11 protein-coding genes are annotated in these 13,909 nt (G+C 61.4%); 7 read left to right on the top strand and 4 right to left on the bottom strand.

Annotation, left to right across the window (positions count from 1 at the left end; genetic code table 11):
• Positions 1-2 precede the first annotated feature (2 nt).
• The 4 genes from IV500_RS05400 (at position 3) to IV500_RS05385 (ending at position 6,749) form a co-directional block, all read left to right on the top strand.
• Positions 3-3,440, top strand: coding sequence for a fibronectin type III domain-containing protein (locus tag IV500_RS05400; RefSeq protein WP_196395813.1), 3,438 nt, complete (start codon positions 3-5; stop codon positions 3,438-3,440).
• A gap of 45 nt (positions 3,441-3,485) precedes the next feature.
• On the top strand, positions 3,486-4,589 hold the full coding sequence (locus IV500_RS05395; protein ID WP_230854555.1) for a hypothetical protein: 1,104 nt from the start codon (positions 3,486-3,488) through the stop codon (positions 4,587-4,589).
• Positions 4,590-4,642: 53 nt separating this feature from the next.
• Entirely contained in the window at positions 4,643-5,476 is an 834-nt protein-coding gene (locus tag IV500_RS05390) for a hypothetical protein (RefSeq protein WP_196395811.1), read from the top strand.
• 136 nt (positions 5,477-5,612) lie between these two features.
• Positions 5,613-6,749 (top strand): hypothetical protein, encoded by a 1,137-nt coding sequence (locus IV500_RS05385; RefSeq protein ID WP_196395810.1) that lies wholly within the window; start codon positions 5,613-5,615, stop codon positions 6,747-6,749.
• A 74-nt stretch (positions 6,750-6,823) separates the two neighbouring features.
• On the opposite strand, the gene IV500_RS22480 is transcribed toward IV500_RS05385, so the two are convergent.
• Positions 6,824-8,188, bottom strand: a complete 1,365-nt coding sequence (locus IV500_RS22480) for a DUF723 domain-containing protein (protein ID WP_512699633.1) — start codon at positions 8,186-8,188, stop codon at positions 6,824-6,826.
• Between the two features lie 47 nt (positions 8,189-8,235).
• Positions 8,236-9,936 carry a P-loop NTPase family protein gene (locus IV500_RS05375; protein ID WP_196395808.1) on the bottom strand — a complete coding sequence of 567 codons (1,701 nt, stop codon included), beginning with the start codon at positions 9,934-9,936 and terminating at the stop codon, positions 8,236-8,238.
• A 381-nt stretch (positions 9,937-10,317) separates the two neighbouring features.
• Between IV500_RS05375 and IV500_RS05370 the strand changes: the two genes are divergently transcribed.
• Genes IV500_RS05370 through IV500_RS05360 form a run of 3 tightly spaced genes read left to right on the top strand, consistent with a single transcriptional unit; the run spans position 10,318 to position 12,096 of the window.
• Positions 10,318-10,920 carry a TasA family protein gene (locus IV500_RS05370; protein ID WP_196395807.1) on the top strand — a complete coding sequence of 201 codons (603 nt, stop codon included), beginning with the start codon at positions 10,318-10,320 and terminating at the stop codon, positions 10,918-10,920.
• Positions 10,921-10,973: 53 nt separating this feature from the next.
• On the top strand, positions 10,974-11,570 hold the full coding sequence (locus IV500_RS05365) for a signal peptidase I (RefSeq protein WP_230854554.1): 597 nt from the start codon (positions 10,974-10,976) through the stop codon (positions 11,568-11,570).
• Between the two features lie 52 nt (positions 11,571-11,622).
• Positions 11,623-12,096, top strand: a complete 474-nt coding sequence (locus IV500_RS05360; protein WP_196395806.1) for a hypothetical protein — start codon at positions 11,623-11,625, stop codon at positions 12,094-12,096.
• Between the two features lie 33 nt (positions 12,097-12,129).
• Here IV500_RS05360 and IV500_RS05355 read toward each other — a convergent pair whose 3' ends face one another.
• Complete coding sequence (locus tag IV500_RS05355) at positions 12,130-12,432, bottom strand: DUF4193 domain-containing protein (protein ID WP_196395805.1); 303 nt, start codon at positions 12,430-12,432, stop codon at positions 12,130-12,132.
• On the bottom strand, positions 12,422-13,450 hold the full coding sequence (locus IV500_RS05350; protein ID WP_196395804.1) for a hypothetical protein: 1,029 nt from the start codon (positions 13,448-13,450) through the stop codon (positions 12,422-12,424). Before IV500_RS05350 ends, IV500_RS05355 begins: the two co-directional genes overlap by 11 nt.
• Positions 13,451-13,909: the final 459 nt, after the last annotated feature.

Raw genomic sequence — 13,909 nt, 5'->3', positions numbered from 1 at the left:
GTATGGCCTTGAAAAACATGTTTGACAGGTACAACAAACGCCGCCGGGACGCAGGTGTAGGGCTTGTCGACGCTGTTGTCGGCATCGGGCTCGCCGCCGTCATCATCGGCGGTCCGGTCCTCTACTTCACCACGATCAACAACGCCGCGGCCGGTGCTGCCTCCACGCAAGGGCAGAACACGGCGATCTCCGAGGCGCTTGACCGAGCCGTTGCCAACGTCCAGGCATCGGACACGATCATGTATGCCGGGGCCAACGAGCTCGTCACCCGGTCCACCGAGGTTGAAGCGGGCAAGGCGGACAACCCTGTCATCAACCGCTGGGTGGTTAACGGCGACAAGCTGTACCAGCAGTCCTGGTCAGGGGACGCCGGCGTGGCCGCGTACGACCGCAGTGCACTGCCGACCGCTCCCGCGGGCAGCTCCACCCTCAATACACGGGTCTCCGTTGACCAGCTGCAGCTGACCGGTGATCTTTTTGCCTACACCGACAAAGACGGCTCCGCACTGGATGTGAAGGCCCCGAAAGAGGCCCTGACAGAAACAGCCCGGACCACACCTGCCGACGGCAAGAAGACCTACGATATTGCGCTGGTCAGCATGTCCATCAAGGCCGGCACTTCCTCCGACGGCGGCAAGACCGGCACCGTCGAGAACAAAACCTCCGCGGCCCCCCGCAGCGTCTCCGGCAAGGCTGATACCGCCGCAGCCGCTGCAGCCTGCTCCGCTGTCCGGGTGGACACCGATGCGGCCGGTAAGCCTGTCATCACCTGGAACACACTGCCCGGCTACACCTCCTATGTGGTGTTCCGTAATGCCACCCAGATCGCCAACGTCACGGCGGCCGCGTCGGATTCACAGAAATCCTTCACCGATGCCACGGTGACACCCGGCCCGGTCGAGGTCATCAACTACCGGGTTCAGCCACGGAACGCTGACGGCACCATGGCCGCCATCGCCTGCACGCCGAAGCCCTGGTCACCTCAGATCGCTGCGCCTGTCTTCAAAAATTCCGGCGTGCTGCCCTCTGCTGTCCAGGCCCACGAATGGACGGACGGCGCCGACGGGGCCCTCGGGCTCAAAAAGCCGCGCATCCTGCTGCAGTGGGCTGCGGTTCCCGGGGCAACCAGCTACGACCTGAAGTACCGTGAACTGGATCCTGCCACCGGCAACCCGCTCACGACCGCGTTCAACTCGGCCGCGGCCGGGCTTCCTGCCGCAACCACAACGTTCACCTGGGATGATGGCGGTTGGGGCGCCTCCTACGAGTGGTACGTCAAGGCGAACGCCGGAGCCGGGCAGGGCCAGTCCGCTGAGTCCGCCCACATCACGACCCTCACCCACCCGCCTGCGCCGCAGAATATCGACATCACCCCGCAGTACGGCACGGGCGCGGACCGGATGACCAAGGGCGATAACATCCTCACGTGGAGCGCCGCGCCCACCGCCGTCGAATACGACATCTGGCGCTACAACAGCGGCAGCACCGGTGCGGTCACCAAACTCGCCACCGTCAGCGCTTCCGCGGCCCGCACCTACAAGGACACCGTTCCGTACGGCACGAGTTGGACCTACTACGTCGCCGCCGTCAACGACGGCCCCCGCGGCACCGCCAACGGTAAAGCATCCAGCGCCAGCCCCGAAGCGGGCGTCACCGCCGCGACAGGGACCATGCCGACCGTCTCCTACCGGGAGCCGGCCGGAAAGGCATCAGCGTCAACGATGCTCCTGGCCGGAAACACGACGGCGATCATCTCGGCTGCCGTCAAGCAGCCTGACATCCAACCGGCACCTATAAAGGCGACCCAGCTGCAGTTCCCTCCCATTCCTTCCGGGGCTCCGTCCCGGGACTATGACGGGTACAACCAGCTGAGCTGGAACCCGACGCTCTCGGCTACCGGGTATCAGGTGGCCAAGTTCGATAAGACCGGCACCAAGACCTGCATCACTGCTGAATGCGGTTCCACCAACGGCGGGATTACCACCACGACCCTGAAGGATACGGCAGCGAAAGGCACACAATCCGACTACGCTGTCATTGCATACAACGCCACCGGCCTGAGCATCGAATTTTCCCTCAAAGAAACCTTGACTCAGCGTCCCGACGTGCCGACCATGAAGGTGGCGCGCGATCCGAGCCTGACTGACAGCACGGCCGCTTTCGAGGTAGTGCAGAACGCCGATGCAGGGAACACGGGGGCCAGTAAGTTCTGCTCTTCGGCAACCTGCGACTACGTGCTGTACCGGTCCGGTAAAGCACTGCTGACCACCCCGCACACTCAAAGCGGCAGCACCGTCAAATGGACCGGCGGCAGCCCGGATGGATCAACAACGACGTTCACCGCCAAGTCCAAAAATGTGGCAGTCACCAATGGCGGCTATAGCGACCCGGCGACCGTTTCGGTGAATACCTATCCGGGTACGTTTGCCGTGATGGGCCAGGTTGGCGACGCAAATGGCGGTCAGGTTGCTCGCTACCGCCTGGACGTCACCAACATCAACCTCGGTTCGATGTCCAATGGGGCGACCACGGTCCGATGGAGTGTGCCGTCCGGTGCCACCCGGGTCGACGCAGTCCGACGCTCCATTGCGGGGGACACCGTCTCCCCGGATGGAGACAACTCCGGTTTGTCGCGGAGTGCTGTTCGCACGGCTTCGTGGAACAACGGCAGCTCCGGCGTTTGGGATGACTTGGCTTCTCCTGGCGCCATCTTCCAGTATGAAGTGACAGCGACGGCACCTAACGGTCTCAAGCGCACCATCAAGTCACAGCCTGTCCTCACGCCGGCGGATGCGTCAAAGGCCGGGACGATGGTCACAACGTGCTCCGGTTCGGACCCGCGCAGGTTTACTCCGGGTCAGATCGGCACTATCACCGATACGAACAGTCACACCGGTTCGTTCTTCAGCGGCGCCTACTCATCTCCTTACCCGAATCAGGTGATCGGAGCCAAGATGGTCCAGTCGGACGCCGCCCACCCGCAATCCCTGGACGGCTCACCGCGGTACGGTCTCGCCCGCGGTACCGACTATCTGGGACTGGCAAGCTGGGGGTCGAACATCAGCAGCCCCAAGAATCTTTATTACACCAACTGGAACAATCACCTGGATGGCCAGTGGACATCCAGGAACGGTGACTTCGCATCCGGTCAGGGTGTTGGGTATTACCAGGGACTCCTGAACGGCTTCGATGTGGTCACCCGCGGTATCAGCTTCTCACTGACCAACCCCGACACCGGAGGTCTCCAGCAGTACGTGGAACCTGATTCACGGTACGTGACACCCATGATTGAGATGTGGGCTACCTACCAGAACGGGTGCGCGCCGCAGGGACAGACCGGCCACCAGCTGGCAGAGCCGGGCGATGCCTGCTACGCCTTCGACGGTACGGCGTGCCAGGACAATGCGTACTGGAACCGCCCGAAATGGCAGACCAAGTAAATGCGCAAAGACCAGCCGTCACAGTCCACGACGCATAGTGATGTCATGAAGCAAAGTAAGCAGCGAAAGCGCCGCACGGCGGCGGCCATGATTGCGGGAACTGCCGCAGTGGTGGCCGTCGCGGGCGGGGTGACCCTGTTCGGAATACAGAACCATTCTTCTGCGCCGATCCAGGCCACTGAAATACCCATGTACGCACCGGCTGATTCGGACACCTTCGTCATTGCTCCGTTCTCGGCCAACTGGTGGGCCAAGGTCAGCGCAATGGCACCCCAGGAGCTGATGCTTCAAGGCCTCACCCCTCCTGACGGATTGAAAATCGAGCAGGTCGGCTACTCCCGCAGCCAGGACACCACACCGCGGGCCATCAGCGGCACCGGGCCACTGCGCGTTTTCTACATCGAAGCGACCACAGAGACTGAAATGGGAAAGGTCCGTGAATGGCTGAGTGGAGCCTCCGGTTACGACCACCGGATACTCCATCAGGAAGGCAAGGTCCTTGTAATCACGGAGGCCTGGGTGCCGGACTACCCTGTCCCCGCCAAGTCAATGATGTCGGTAGCATCCTTCAACCCTGCCGTTACCGATCAGCAGGCCGCCATGTGGTACAGCCCGCAACTCGAGGTGGCTTCGCTGGCAGGGCCGGGCGACAGCGAAAAAGCAACGGCTCTGAGCACTTACCTGCAGAAAGGGTTCGGCTTCACTCCGGGGACGGCCTGGTCAGGGACCAGCCGGGACGGAGACATGTGGAGTGGAAAATTTGCCACCGGCGGGGTCGATCCGGCCCAGATCGATTTCACACAAGCCACCAGCGCCATGATGTCCCAGCGAAAGGTCCTTGCCTCAGCCAAAGACGCGAACGGTAAAAACTCTCAATCCAGTTACCAGGTGGTGGATCCCGGCGTAAGCGCCGCGCTGTCCGCAGCCTCCGTCAGTGTGGCAGGGCAATCGAGCCCCCTTGGGGCCCGGCCGCCTTCCAATGCCGTCCCGGCAGTTCGGGACGCGAAGGTTACCGCAGCGGTCGATGTCACAGCCTGGGACCGAGCGGTCTCCGGAAATCTCGCTGTCTCAGAGAGTGTGCTGACCCGCTCCCTCTCGGCCAATACCACGGATATGAACATATCCTTCGTCTATGCTTCCCCTAAATGAAAGTGAGAGACAGCTTGTTGACGAAACGCAACACCACGTGTAATCTCGGGAATATGGAGAAGAATATTAAGCGTGTAATTGCAGGAGCCGGCACGGCCGCCCTGCTTGGGGGTTCGCTGCTGTTTGGCGCCGGAGCGGCCAGTGCCGCGAGCTGCCCGATTGGCCAGCACTGGAACGACTTCGGCGGCGGCGCAGGATACTGCTCAGAAGACGCCAGCGGTGGAGGCACCGGGGGCAATACCGGCGGTAACTTCGGCGGCGGCGGCTCATACCAGCCGCCCGCCCCTATCCAGGCCCCGGCTCCTGTCTACCAGGCCCCGCCGGTCCGCGGGACCGCCCCTGCCCCTGTCCAGGCACCCGCACCGGTCTATCAGGCACCCGCCCCCGTTTATCAGGCACCTGCACCGGTATACCAGGCTCCGGCTCCTGCATATCATGCTCCGGCTCCTGCATATCATGCTCCTGCCCCCGCTTACCAGGCACCGGCACCTGCCTATCAGGCACCTGCGCCTGCCTACCAGGCGCCTGCAGCGCAGGGTGGTGGCGGCTACGTAGCACCGACCTACACGGCTCCGGCAGCCGGCGCCGCCCCGACCTACGTCAACCCGAATACCGGAGTGGCCCTCACCAAGAACGCGGAGGGCGGCTGGGTTGATGTCGCAACAGGCGCTGTGGTTGATGCTTCGGTCGCCGCTGAAGCCCAGGCTGCCTCTGTGTCTCCGGAAGAGGCAGCGGCTGCGGATGCGGCTAAGGCCGATGCCGCGAAGGCGGATGAGGCCAAGGCAGCCGAAGCTAAGAAGACCGCGGAGGTCAAGGCTGCCGCTGCGACTGCCGCGATCAAGGAAAACGTCAAGGCCGCCGTCGCCAAGGCCTGGGCAACCCGCTAGGGTTTCCTGGCCGAAAAGCCCCGCTGTGAGTTGCTGCAGCGGGGCTTTTCCCTGCCGTTTGTGGCGTTGTTCGTTTGGCGTAAAGAGGTTAGACTGTTATGGTAAATGATTTTTCCGCCGCAGACTTTGGAGCCCGATGACCACCGCCACTACCACCAGCCCGCTGGAGACCTATCAGCACGGCCGTGACAAATTCCTCGCCGTCGTCCTGGACGCCGTCTCCGGGCTGGAATCCTCGGTCCTGGACTTCCAGTACCAGCACGGGGGGCTGCTGCGCACCACCGGCGCCGAACTTGAAGAGGCACTCCGGACCAAGGCAGACCTTGAGGTTCTGGTGGGGGAGCAGGCCAATGAACTCGAAGCGTCCCGCAGCCATGTATGCCCGGTGAACGAGACCGAAGATGCCGCCACAGATGCCGTGGAGGATCCCGACACGGAGATCATCCCGGACACCGAAGACACCACCCGATCCGCTGGCGATGCCCGGACAATCGCTGAGCTGCAATCCGCCCTGGAGGCGGAGCGGCGGATCTCCGCCGGCCTGCGCGCCGACCTCGCAGCCGAGCAAGCCGTCAGCGCCGGGCTGCGCGGAGAACTGGCGTCAAAGGCAGACGTGTATTCCAGACTCGGTGACGTCGAGAACAGCCTGCGGGAAGCCACCGAGGCGCACACCCGCTATGTCAGCGAGACCCAGGAGTCGTTCGAGCAGCGCCTCGGAGCGGGTGTCCGCGCAGCGGAGTCCGGTATCCGCATCGAAGCGGTCCGGATCATCGAAGCGATCGCCGCCGACAACCCGGCCCTCGCCGAAGCAGCGGACCTGTTCACCGTCGCCTTCCCTGCGGAGACGGAACCCTTGTGCGATAACGGCGGAGCGGCCCGGGGTGCGGTTCCGGACCCGGTCACTCCGGTGCCCGTGGGAGACTTCTTGGCGGCCCTTCCCGCACCGGAGCTGACCACGCCACCCCAAGATCTGCAGGCACCCGCAGAACCGGACTGGGATTCGATGATCCCCGCCCCGGCGCCGACAGCCGAGAATTTCTTCACCACCCTCCCGGTGCCGGAACCCGAAACTGCCCCGGAACCGTTCACCCAGGTACTACTGCCGGCCCCGGACCTGAGCGATGATGCGATCCTGGACCCGCATTTCTTCGACACCCCGGTGCCGCTGGAAGAACCCGCCGGCGAACCCGTCCAGTCCCCGGCACCAACTGATGGGCGGGTCGAGGCACCCACGCCCGGTTACGGGCAATTCGGTCTCAGGAAAGAAAATTAGAGCGTCTAAGCTCCATTGCCGCACAAAAGGCCCCGGCAGAATCCCTGCCGGGGCTTTGCTGTGTCCGGAGCAGGTCAGCCGCGGCCGGCCATACCGGACAGCTGCCGGGACTGGGACGCAGCCAGTGCGGCGCCCTTCAGCGGCCGGCCGTTCTCGTCGTAGCCAGAATCGCCCATCAGATCCGCCATCGGGTCTTTAATCGCCGCCCGCCGGGTAGCGATGTCGTCCTGGTCCTCCGGTGCCTCGAAGGCGTCCTCAAGTTGGGCCATCTGTGCCTTGGTGATGATGCCGTGAGCGCGAAGGTCATCTTCAACGGAGGCTTTGTCAGTTAGGCGTACCAGAGTCCATCCGTTGTTCGCAGCCCACTGAGTCTTGACGCAGTCAAGGAACTGGCGGTGCTTGAGAATCTCCTGCGCTCTTTCCTCAGTAATCGAATAGGCCCACCGAACGGGCTCTCGGTGGTGAACTCCGTCGAATTCGATAAGGATCCGCAGAGAAGGAATAGCGAAATCAAACGGAAGCCGCCGGGATTTTCCGCGGCAAGTCTCGTGCATGAACTGCTGGACAAAATCGAGGCTGGCAGCTGTCAGTACCGCTGCCACGGTCCTTTCACCTCGCGACGATGCGCATCGCGGGCATCCGGCACCTGTGATGTGTGACGATGCCGCTTGGAGGAATTCGCCGTGCGTAGCACACGTGATCCTCAGCTTGGTCAGATTGTTTTTGTAGTCGATGATTTTGTAGGAGTATAGGTCGCCGTGTACTTGCCGTATCCGCGCTTCCAACTCGTCGGTCGTGAATCTGCGTGCGGCTGCTATTCTTTCCCAACTGCACAGGGAGCAACCGTTGCCTGACGCATGCATGGCGGAAGATGTCTCAAAAGGTCCGTGGGAATAGCAAAGGACAATTACCTTGCTGTGAGCATCTTTGTATCGCACCATGGAGTAGTCGTAGCGATCACCATGTACTGCTCTGTAGCGGGCTGTAACGTGGTCTTGGCTCACCGATTGAGCCCTACTGACAGACTCGTAACCGCATTTTCGGCAACCTCTGCCTGATAAATGATTGGTTGGCTGAATCATGAACTGCCCATGGACAGGGCAGAGCACTATTACTTCTGTTCGCGCGTCGAAATAGTTGACCATCGAATAGTCGTACCTGCCGCCATGGAGAGCGGTGGACCGCTCCGCAAACCTTTCGCGTGCTCCTCGTCGCTTGGCCCGGGCCGTGGTGACTGTTGAGCATCGGCTACAGCCCGCGCCTCTGAGATGATGACCGAGGCGTTGTGAGAACGACCCGTGAATTCTGCAGGTCACAGCTATTTGGTCGTTGATCTTCCCGTAGATCTCGTTGCCGTAAATGTAGCGCCGTCTGTGAACGACCTCTGCCCGCGCTTTGTACTTTGCGGTGCGCTCTTCCAGCTGCTCCGGGGTCCTCATCGAGAGGGGAGCGCCTGGCTTTACGGGGCTGCGCGCTGAATCCACGATTAGGCCCGTGATGCCATGTTTGACAACACACGGGTCTGGGACGCAGCCAGTGCGGCACCTTTCAGTGGCCGGCCGTTCTCGTCGTAGCCGGAATCGCCCATCAGTTCCGCCATCGGGTCTTTCATCGCTCCACGGCGGGCGGCAGTGGCTTCCGATTCGTCTCCGAGCGTGGGAAGGTATTTGTTGATATCTCTAGAGCTCGGCTCCGCATTCGACGATTCTTCAATCCCGAGCTTCCTCAATGCCGTCTGATAGTCATCTGTCGTAGCGTAGTAGGACTTGTAGACAGCTGGTGCGTCTGCTTCCAGTGCGGCTACTCCCACGCCCTTTGCGCGTTTACCGCCGGACTTTACATTTTCTGGTACGTTGAGCACGGCCGACTCGTCAGCAAAAATCTGTGAACGCGCCGCCTTAGATGGGTTCACGCCCTGCAGAATCTTGTGCCCGATGAGCGTGCGAAGGCCTGGATCTACACCTGTGTTGGCATTGGTCGCCTGAGTGGAGATAACCATACGAACCCCGACGAAACGCAATTCGGCGATGATCTTTCGCATGTATGACTGGATCATCGCCCTGGCGAGATTCCGCTCGCCAATCTCCAGGAATAGGGGGTGATCTTTCGGGATGCCCTTTGGGACCGGGTCCGGCACAACGAGGGCAGACACCTCATCAATGATGACAAGAATTGGCTGAAAGCGCCTCCCGTCTGGCATGTCCAGCCAGTTGCTTATGCCCAATTCTTTGAGAACTTTACTTCGACGGGCACCTTCATCCCGTATGAGACCCAGTGTGCCGACGGAGGCTTCCAGTGAATCGCAACCCCAGCCTCCCTGCCGGCAAAACGGGCGAGCCCACTCGAAGTCGATAGCCTTTGACACGTCGTCGACGATAGCGAGGGCTGATCCGTTGGACAGGGAGTCGGCGATGATCGCATTCAGCGTGACTGTTTTTCCAGATCCTGGAGTACCAGCAACGAGCGCCCACGCAGATGCGGTCCAGTCGATGCTGATTTCGTCGCCTGCGTCGGCGCCGGGATCCGGCAAGACCATGCCGAACGGTGTCCGGTCGATGCTGCCCTTCCCAAGCCGGGTAAGGGGGAAAGCAATGCCTTCCGGGAATGTCGGGGGAGCGGACGGGATGATGGACGCTGTGAGCTGCTGGGCGTTTACCGCCACGTACCAGCCGTCCCGGCCGACAACGCCGGTGGCGACTTCTTCAAGTTTGGCGTCATGCTTGGAAGGCATGTAGGTGCGCGGCAGTTCCAGGTCAAAGCCTCCGTCCCTGCGCGGGGTCACCTGGACCTCCCAGGGCTTCACGCCCAGTGCCAACGCCGCGGCGCCACGGCAGCGAGCTGTTTCCGGGCTCAGCTGGGTTAGGACCGCCTTGCCAAGGTACGGCTCGAATTTGGTCATCTCCCAGCCGTCACCGTGCTGGTCGGCAAGTTTCACGGACATCTTTTCGCCGTCGGTCGGCTTTACGGATCGGGGGAGGCGGACCTCTTTGGTTTTGCTCTTGATGTTGTGGCTGACCTCAGTGACAGCTACCTGGCGTGTGGCCACAGCCATGCCGTCCTCGATGGAATCCACCTCAAAGCCTTCACCGTGGGTGTCCGTGATCTTTTTCATCAACGGGACCATGTGCCGGGCAGGATCGAACTTTTCGGGGAGTCTCACCCGGATGCGTTCAGTGCTGGAAGCCATACTGTAGGCCTTTCGTCTCGCCAATGTCCCTACCGGGAAACATGCGTAGACATACCTTCACTGCCTATCGCCAGACGCATCAGTCACGCAGGGCGTTTCAGTAGGGCAGATGCACGGGCTTCAATACCTGGCCGGCCTCCGCTGGTTAGCGCCGATAACCGCAATTGCCCGCGGGATGGACATAGCGGGACCCGCTGAAGACACACCGGGGAGAGAGAGATCCTATTTACCGCACACATGAAGGCAGAAGCGGAGTCAGCCGTGCCTTCTGCACGGACGAAGCCAGGGCAGAGACGCCATCTGGCAGCCGCAATCCATGAAGCACACCGCCGGATCGCCGGAATTGGTTGTGCCCGACAAACGACGAACGGAAAACAGACCATGGGCATCAGCCTGAAGACCACCACCGGCAAGATCCTCGCCTCCGCCGCACTGCTCGGCACAGCCGCTGCTGTCGCGGGCTTGGGCACGTACGGTGCGTTCACGTCCTCCACGACCGCCAGCGCCGCCGTCAATGCCGGCACAATGAACATCGCCCTCGGAGGTGCAGGCGGTGTCAACAACCTTAGCGTCGCCGCCGAAGGACTCCTGCCAGGAGACAAGATGGAGCGTCTGGTGACGCTCGCCAACACCGGATCCTCCGACCTGGGATCCATCGTCCTGTCGACCACCACGGCCAGCACAACGGCGCTGACCTCCGACCTCTCCAAAGGTCTGCAGCTGACCGTCCAGGGTTGTTCTGTGCCGTGGGTTGGCGCCGCAGCTCCCTACACCTGCCCCGGCTCCGTATCCACCGTCCTTGCCGCTACCCCGGTGATCGGTGTGAACACGCTCAGCTCGCTCGCCTCCCTCAGCCAGGGTAAGAGCGACAACCTCAAGGTCAGTGCCGCCCTGCCGAACACGGCTGACAACGCTTTCCAGGGTTTGAAGTCAGCGATCGGTTTCCAGTTCGACTCCACTCAGCGCACAGCTGCGATCAAGTAACCACCCTACGGATTCCGCCTGCACTGGTGTGACGGCTGAAAGGAACTATCCCCTTGAGTAACATCCCAGTGCAGGCAATCCCGTCTGTCACTACCCGAAGCACAGCCCGTAGGATCGGATCCTGGGTGACAACAGCCCTGGTGGTCATCGCTGTTGCAGCGTTCCTGCTGCTGGCTATTGGCCCACGGTTGATGGGCTACCAGACCACCACCATGCTGACCGGCTCGATGTCCCCCGGCATCAACCCCGGGGACGTCGTGGTCGCCGGCCAGGTACCCGTCGCTGACATCAAAGTCGGTGACGTCATCACCTACCACATCCCCATCGAGGACCATCGTGTGGAAACCCACCGCGTCGTTGAAATCAAGACCGGCGACGATGGGCTGACCGCTGTCCGGACCAAAGGGGACGCCAACCAGGGCATCGACCCGTGGACGGCCACCCTGCAGGGCCAGACGATCTACCGGCACGTCGGGACCATCCCGTACCTGGGAGCGGCCATACGGGCGCTCCGGGCACCTGTGGTCAGCACCATCCTCATGTACGGAGTGCCAGCCATCCTGGTCATCGGTGTGCTTCTCACCATCTGGCGCAAAGAACCTGACAAAGCGGACCCAACAACTGTCACCACGACAACACGACCGGCCTGACCGAGCGCCGAGTCACCCCCGCGCCTGCGGATGCCGAAGGAAGGAGTACGACGTGGCCAGCCATGCCAGGAGATCATGCGTACTCCGGCGCGCCCTGCGCTCGACCTCCGTCGTCGTCCTCGGAACAGGGCTGCTCGCCATCCCCGTCGCCTCCGCCCAGGCCATGTTCTCCGTTTCGGCGAGAGCGACCGTCTCAGCCTCCACTTTGCTTTTGGAGGCACCTGCGTCGTACGGGACGCAGGTTGCCTCCAGCTGCACCGGAAAAAACAAGAAGCACCATCTGGACATATCGGTAGACGCTTTCGCATCCGTCGCGGGCGCCAACTACCACAGTCTGACCATCAGGGACCCCAGTGGTGAGATCCAGCAGGAAGGGGACCTGACGACCCAAGCCGGCAGAAGTTACTCGGACTCCCGCGCCGTCGCCGGTGCATGGACGTACGAAATCCGCGGCGATTACCGCGTTCCCGGCAGCACCAATGTGTGGATGGGCAAACCTCTCCAAGGTACTGTCATCTGCCGTTGAGCCTCACCATCGTGCACACCCTTCGAGACCGGCTTAGCCTTCGCAGTCGGAGCAGAAGGCGTGGCCGTCTTTCTGACGGGCGATCTGGGACCGGTGCCGGACCAGGAAACACGAGTAGCAGGTGAACTCGTCCTCCGCCTGCGGGATGACCTGGACGATCAGTTCTTCGGCAATAAATTCGCCACCGGGAATATCGAGACGGTCCAACCCGTCGGCCTCATCGAGGTCCAATACGACGGCGCGGGCGTCCGGGGTGTTCGCGGACTGCAGGATCTCCAATGAGCTGTCCTGGGATTCTTTGACGTCGGAGCGTATCTCGTCGTAATCAGTTGCCACATCGACTCTTTCCTGGTGTGTCACGGTGTCCGATATGCAACATACCGGACGCCGGCACGGTTGCATAGTCACGAACGGCTGCACGGTCTACCGCAGAGTTAGTTGCTCCCTTTCCGGCCCGCCGCTCCCCTATTTCGACTACTGTTTTAAAGGGCCGATAACCGTGATTATGTCGTGTTAAAGCGATCCACCCCCCCGGGGCGGCGTTTGTGGTCGTGTTAAAAACAGATGCTCCACACTTGACGACGTAGATCATATTTGACCATGTTTCTGCTTTGAAGTCCTTCAAGGGCCCGATGTACCTCGATTTCGTCACGATGGATCGCCTGGGCAATATCCTCAGCTGCCGGAGGCCTGAAACCGAACGCCTTCGCGTGGTCCTTGCGCTCATGAGCGGGATAATCGACAATGACAGGTTAAGAGACTCAAATACCTCCCACTCCACCGAGCCTTCCGGAAGGGTAACCAAAGCCCTGGTTAGAGCTTTGGAAAGCTTCACTGCTTTGACGGAATCTTTTACGGCGAGAATCCCGTGCGGCAAGCCATGAGTCGCTAGGAGCAGCGAAACCAGGAGGCTTACACTTTTGAGGGTGAGATTGCCGGCCGCGAACCACTGACCGGGTCCAACCCGGAGGAATACTCCCGCACTCTTCTCCGGGCCACGGTCCCATGCGGTGGGCTCGATCTCGAGACAGGTGACTTCCTCTGTGCTCTCCAGCAGTTCCAGAACCAGCTCTACCATATGCTCGATATCGACGTCGTTCCGGCCCCGCAGCGTGGCAAGAATTTCGTCGCGTATCTCCTGCTCTGAAATCGATTGTTCGCGCCACTCCTGCATGAACTGATAAAGCTTTATCCTCTTGACGGGGTGGAGTGGTCGCTGACCGGTTCCGATTCTGACGCCATCGTCTGCGTAAGCGAATCGTGGTAGAGGGTCTTTGGGTATTTTATGGCAGTAGAGATCGCAGAACCCATCGCTCCTGAGCGGTGCACCGCACTCGGGGCACTTATCAGCCATGGCCCTGCACTCCTCCGGATAACGTCGAAATCCTGGTGGCCTGTGACAGGCTCGCGCCGGACTTGGGGAAGTCCTGGGCTGATGGTAGTCCTTTTCGCTGGTCACGGGAACAGTTGGGCCATCCGGTTACGGTCCCCACCGGCCGCTCCCTGCGTCCCATATGCCGGCCCTCCACGGGGCATATCAGCCGCTGACGTGCTGTTTTGCAAATGGTGGCTCATGAAGTGTCTGCACAGGGCGTTCGGTGATCAGTCTGGTGAAGGGCCGCTATACGGGACACTATTTGAAGCCGTTTTCGGCTGGTGTAGCTGTAGCCGTCAGGCAACCCCGTGCTCAGGGCTCTGGACATAGCTGGCTGGGCGTTGGATGGTTTGTTGATTCTCCGCGGTTTTTCTTGCCTGGAAACTGTTAATTACGCCCATAATGTGAGATAATAAAGGTGTGATGATTTTCTTGATG

It is taken from the genome of Arthrobacter terrae, from assembly GCF_015708085.1.
Lineage (GTDB): Bacteria > Actinomycetota > Actinomycetes > Actinomycetales > Micrococcaceae > Arthrobacter_M > Arthrobacter_M terrae.
This window is presented reverse-complemented; position numbering and strand designations above follow the sequence as displayed.

What these genes read in the sequence shown, in the direction of transcription:
- IV500_RS05400 (WP_196395813.1), top strand. Translation starts at nt 3, where the DNA reads ATGGCCTTGAAAAACATGTTTGACAGGTACAACAAACGCCGCCGGGAC.
- IV500_RS05385 (WP_196395810.1), top strand. Translation starts at nt 5,613, where the DNA reads ATGACCACCGCCACTACCACCAGCCCGCTGGAGACCTATCAGCACGGC.
- IV500_RS05395 (WP_230854555.1), top strand. Translation starts at nt 3,486, where the DNA reads ATGAAGCAAAGTAAGCAGCGAAAGCGCCGCACGGCGGCGGCCATGATT.
- IV500_RS05370 (WP_196395807.1), top strand. Translation starts at nt 10,318, where the DNA reads ATGGGCATCAGCCTGAAGACCACCACCGGCAAGATCCTCGCCTCCGCC.
- IV500_RS05350 (WP_196395804.1), bottom strand. Translation starts at nt 13,450, where the DNA reads ATGGCTGATAAGTGCCCCGAGTGCGGTGCACCGCTCAGGAGCGATGGG.
- IV500_RS05375 (WP_196395808.1), bottom strand. Translation starts at nt 9,936, where the DNA reads ATGGCTTCCAGCACTGAACGCATCCGGGTGAGACTCCCCGAAAAGTTC.
- IV500_RS22480 (WP_512699633.1), bottom strand. Translation starts at nt 8,188, where the DNA reads ATGAGGACCCCGGAGCAGCTGGAAGAGCGCACCGCAAAGTACAAAGCG.
- IV500_RS05390 (WP_196395811.1), top strand. Translation starts at nt 4,643, where the DNA reads ATGGAGAAGAATATTAAGCGTGTAATTGCAGGAGCCGGCACGGCCGCC.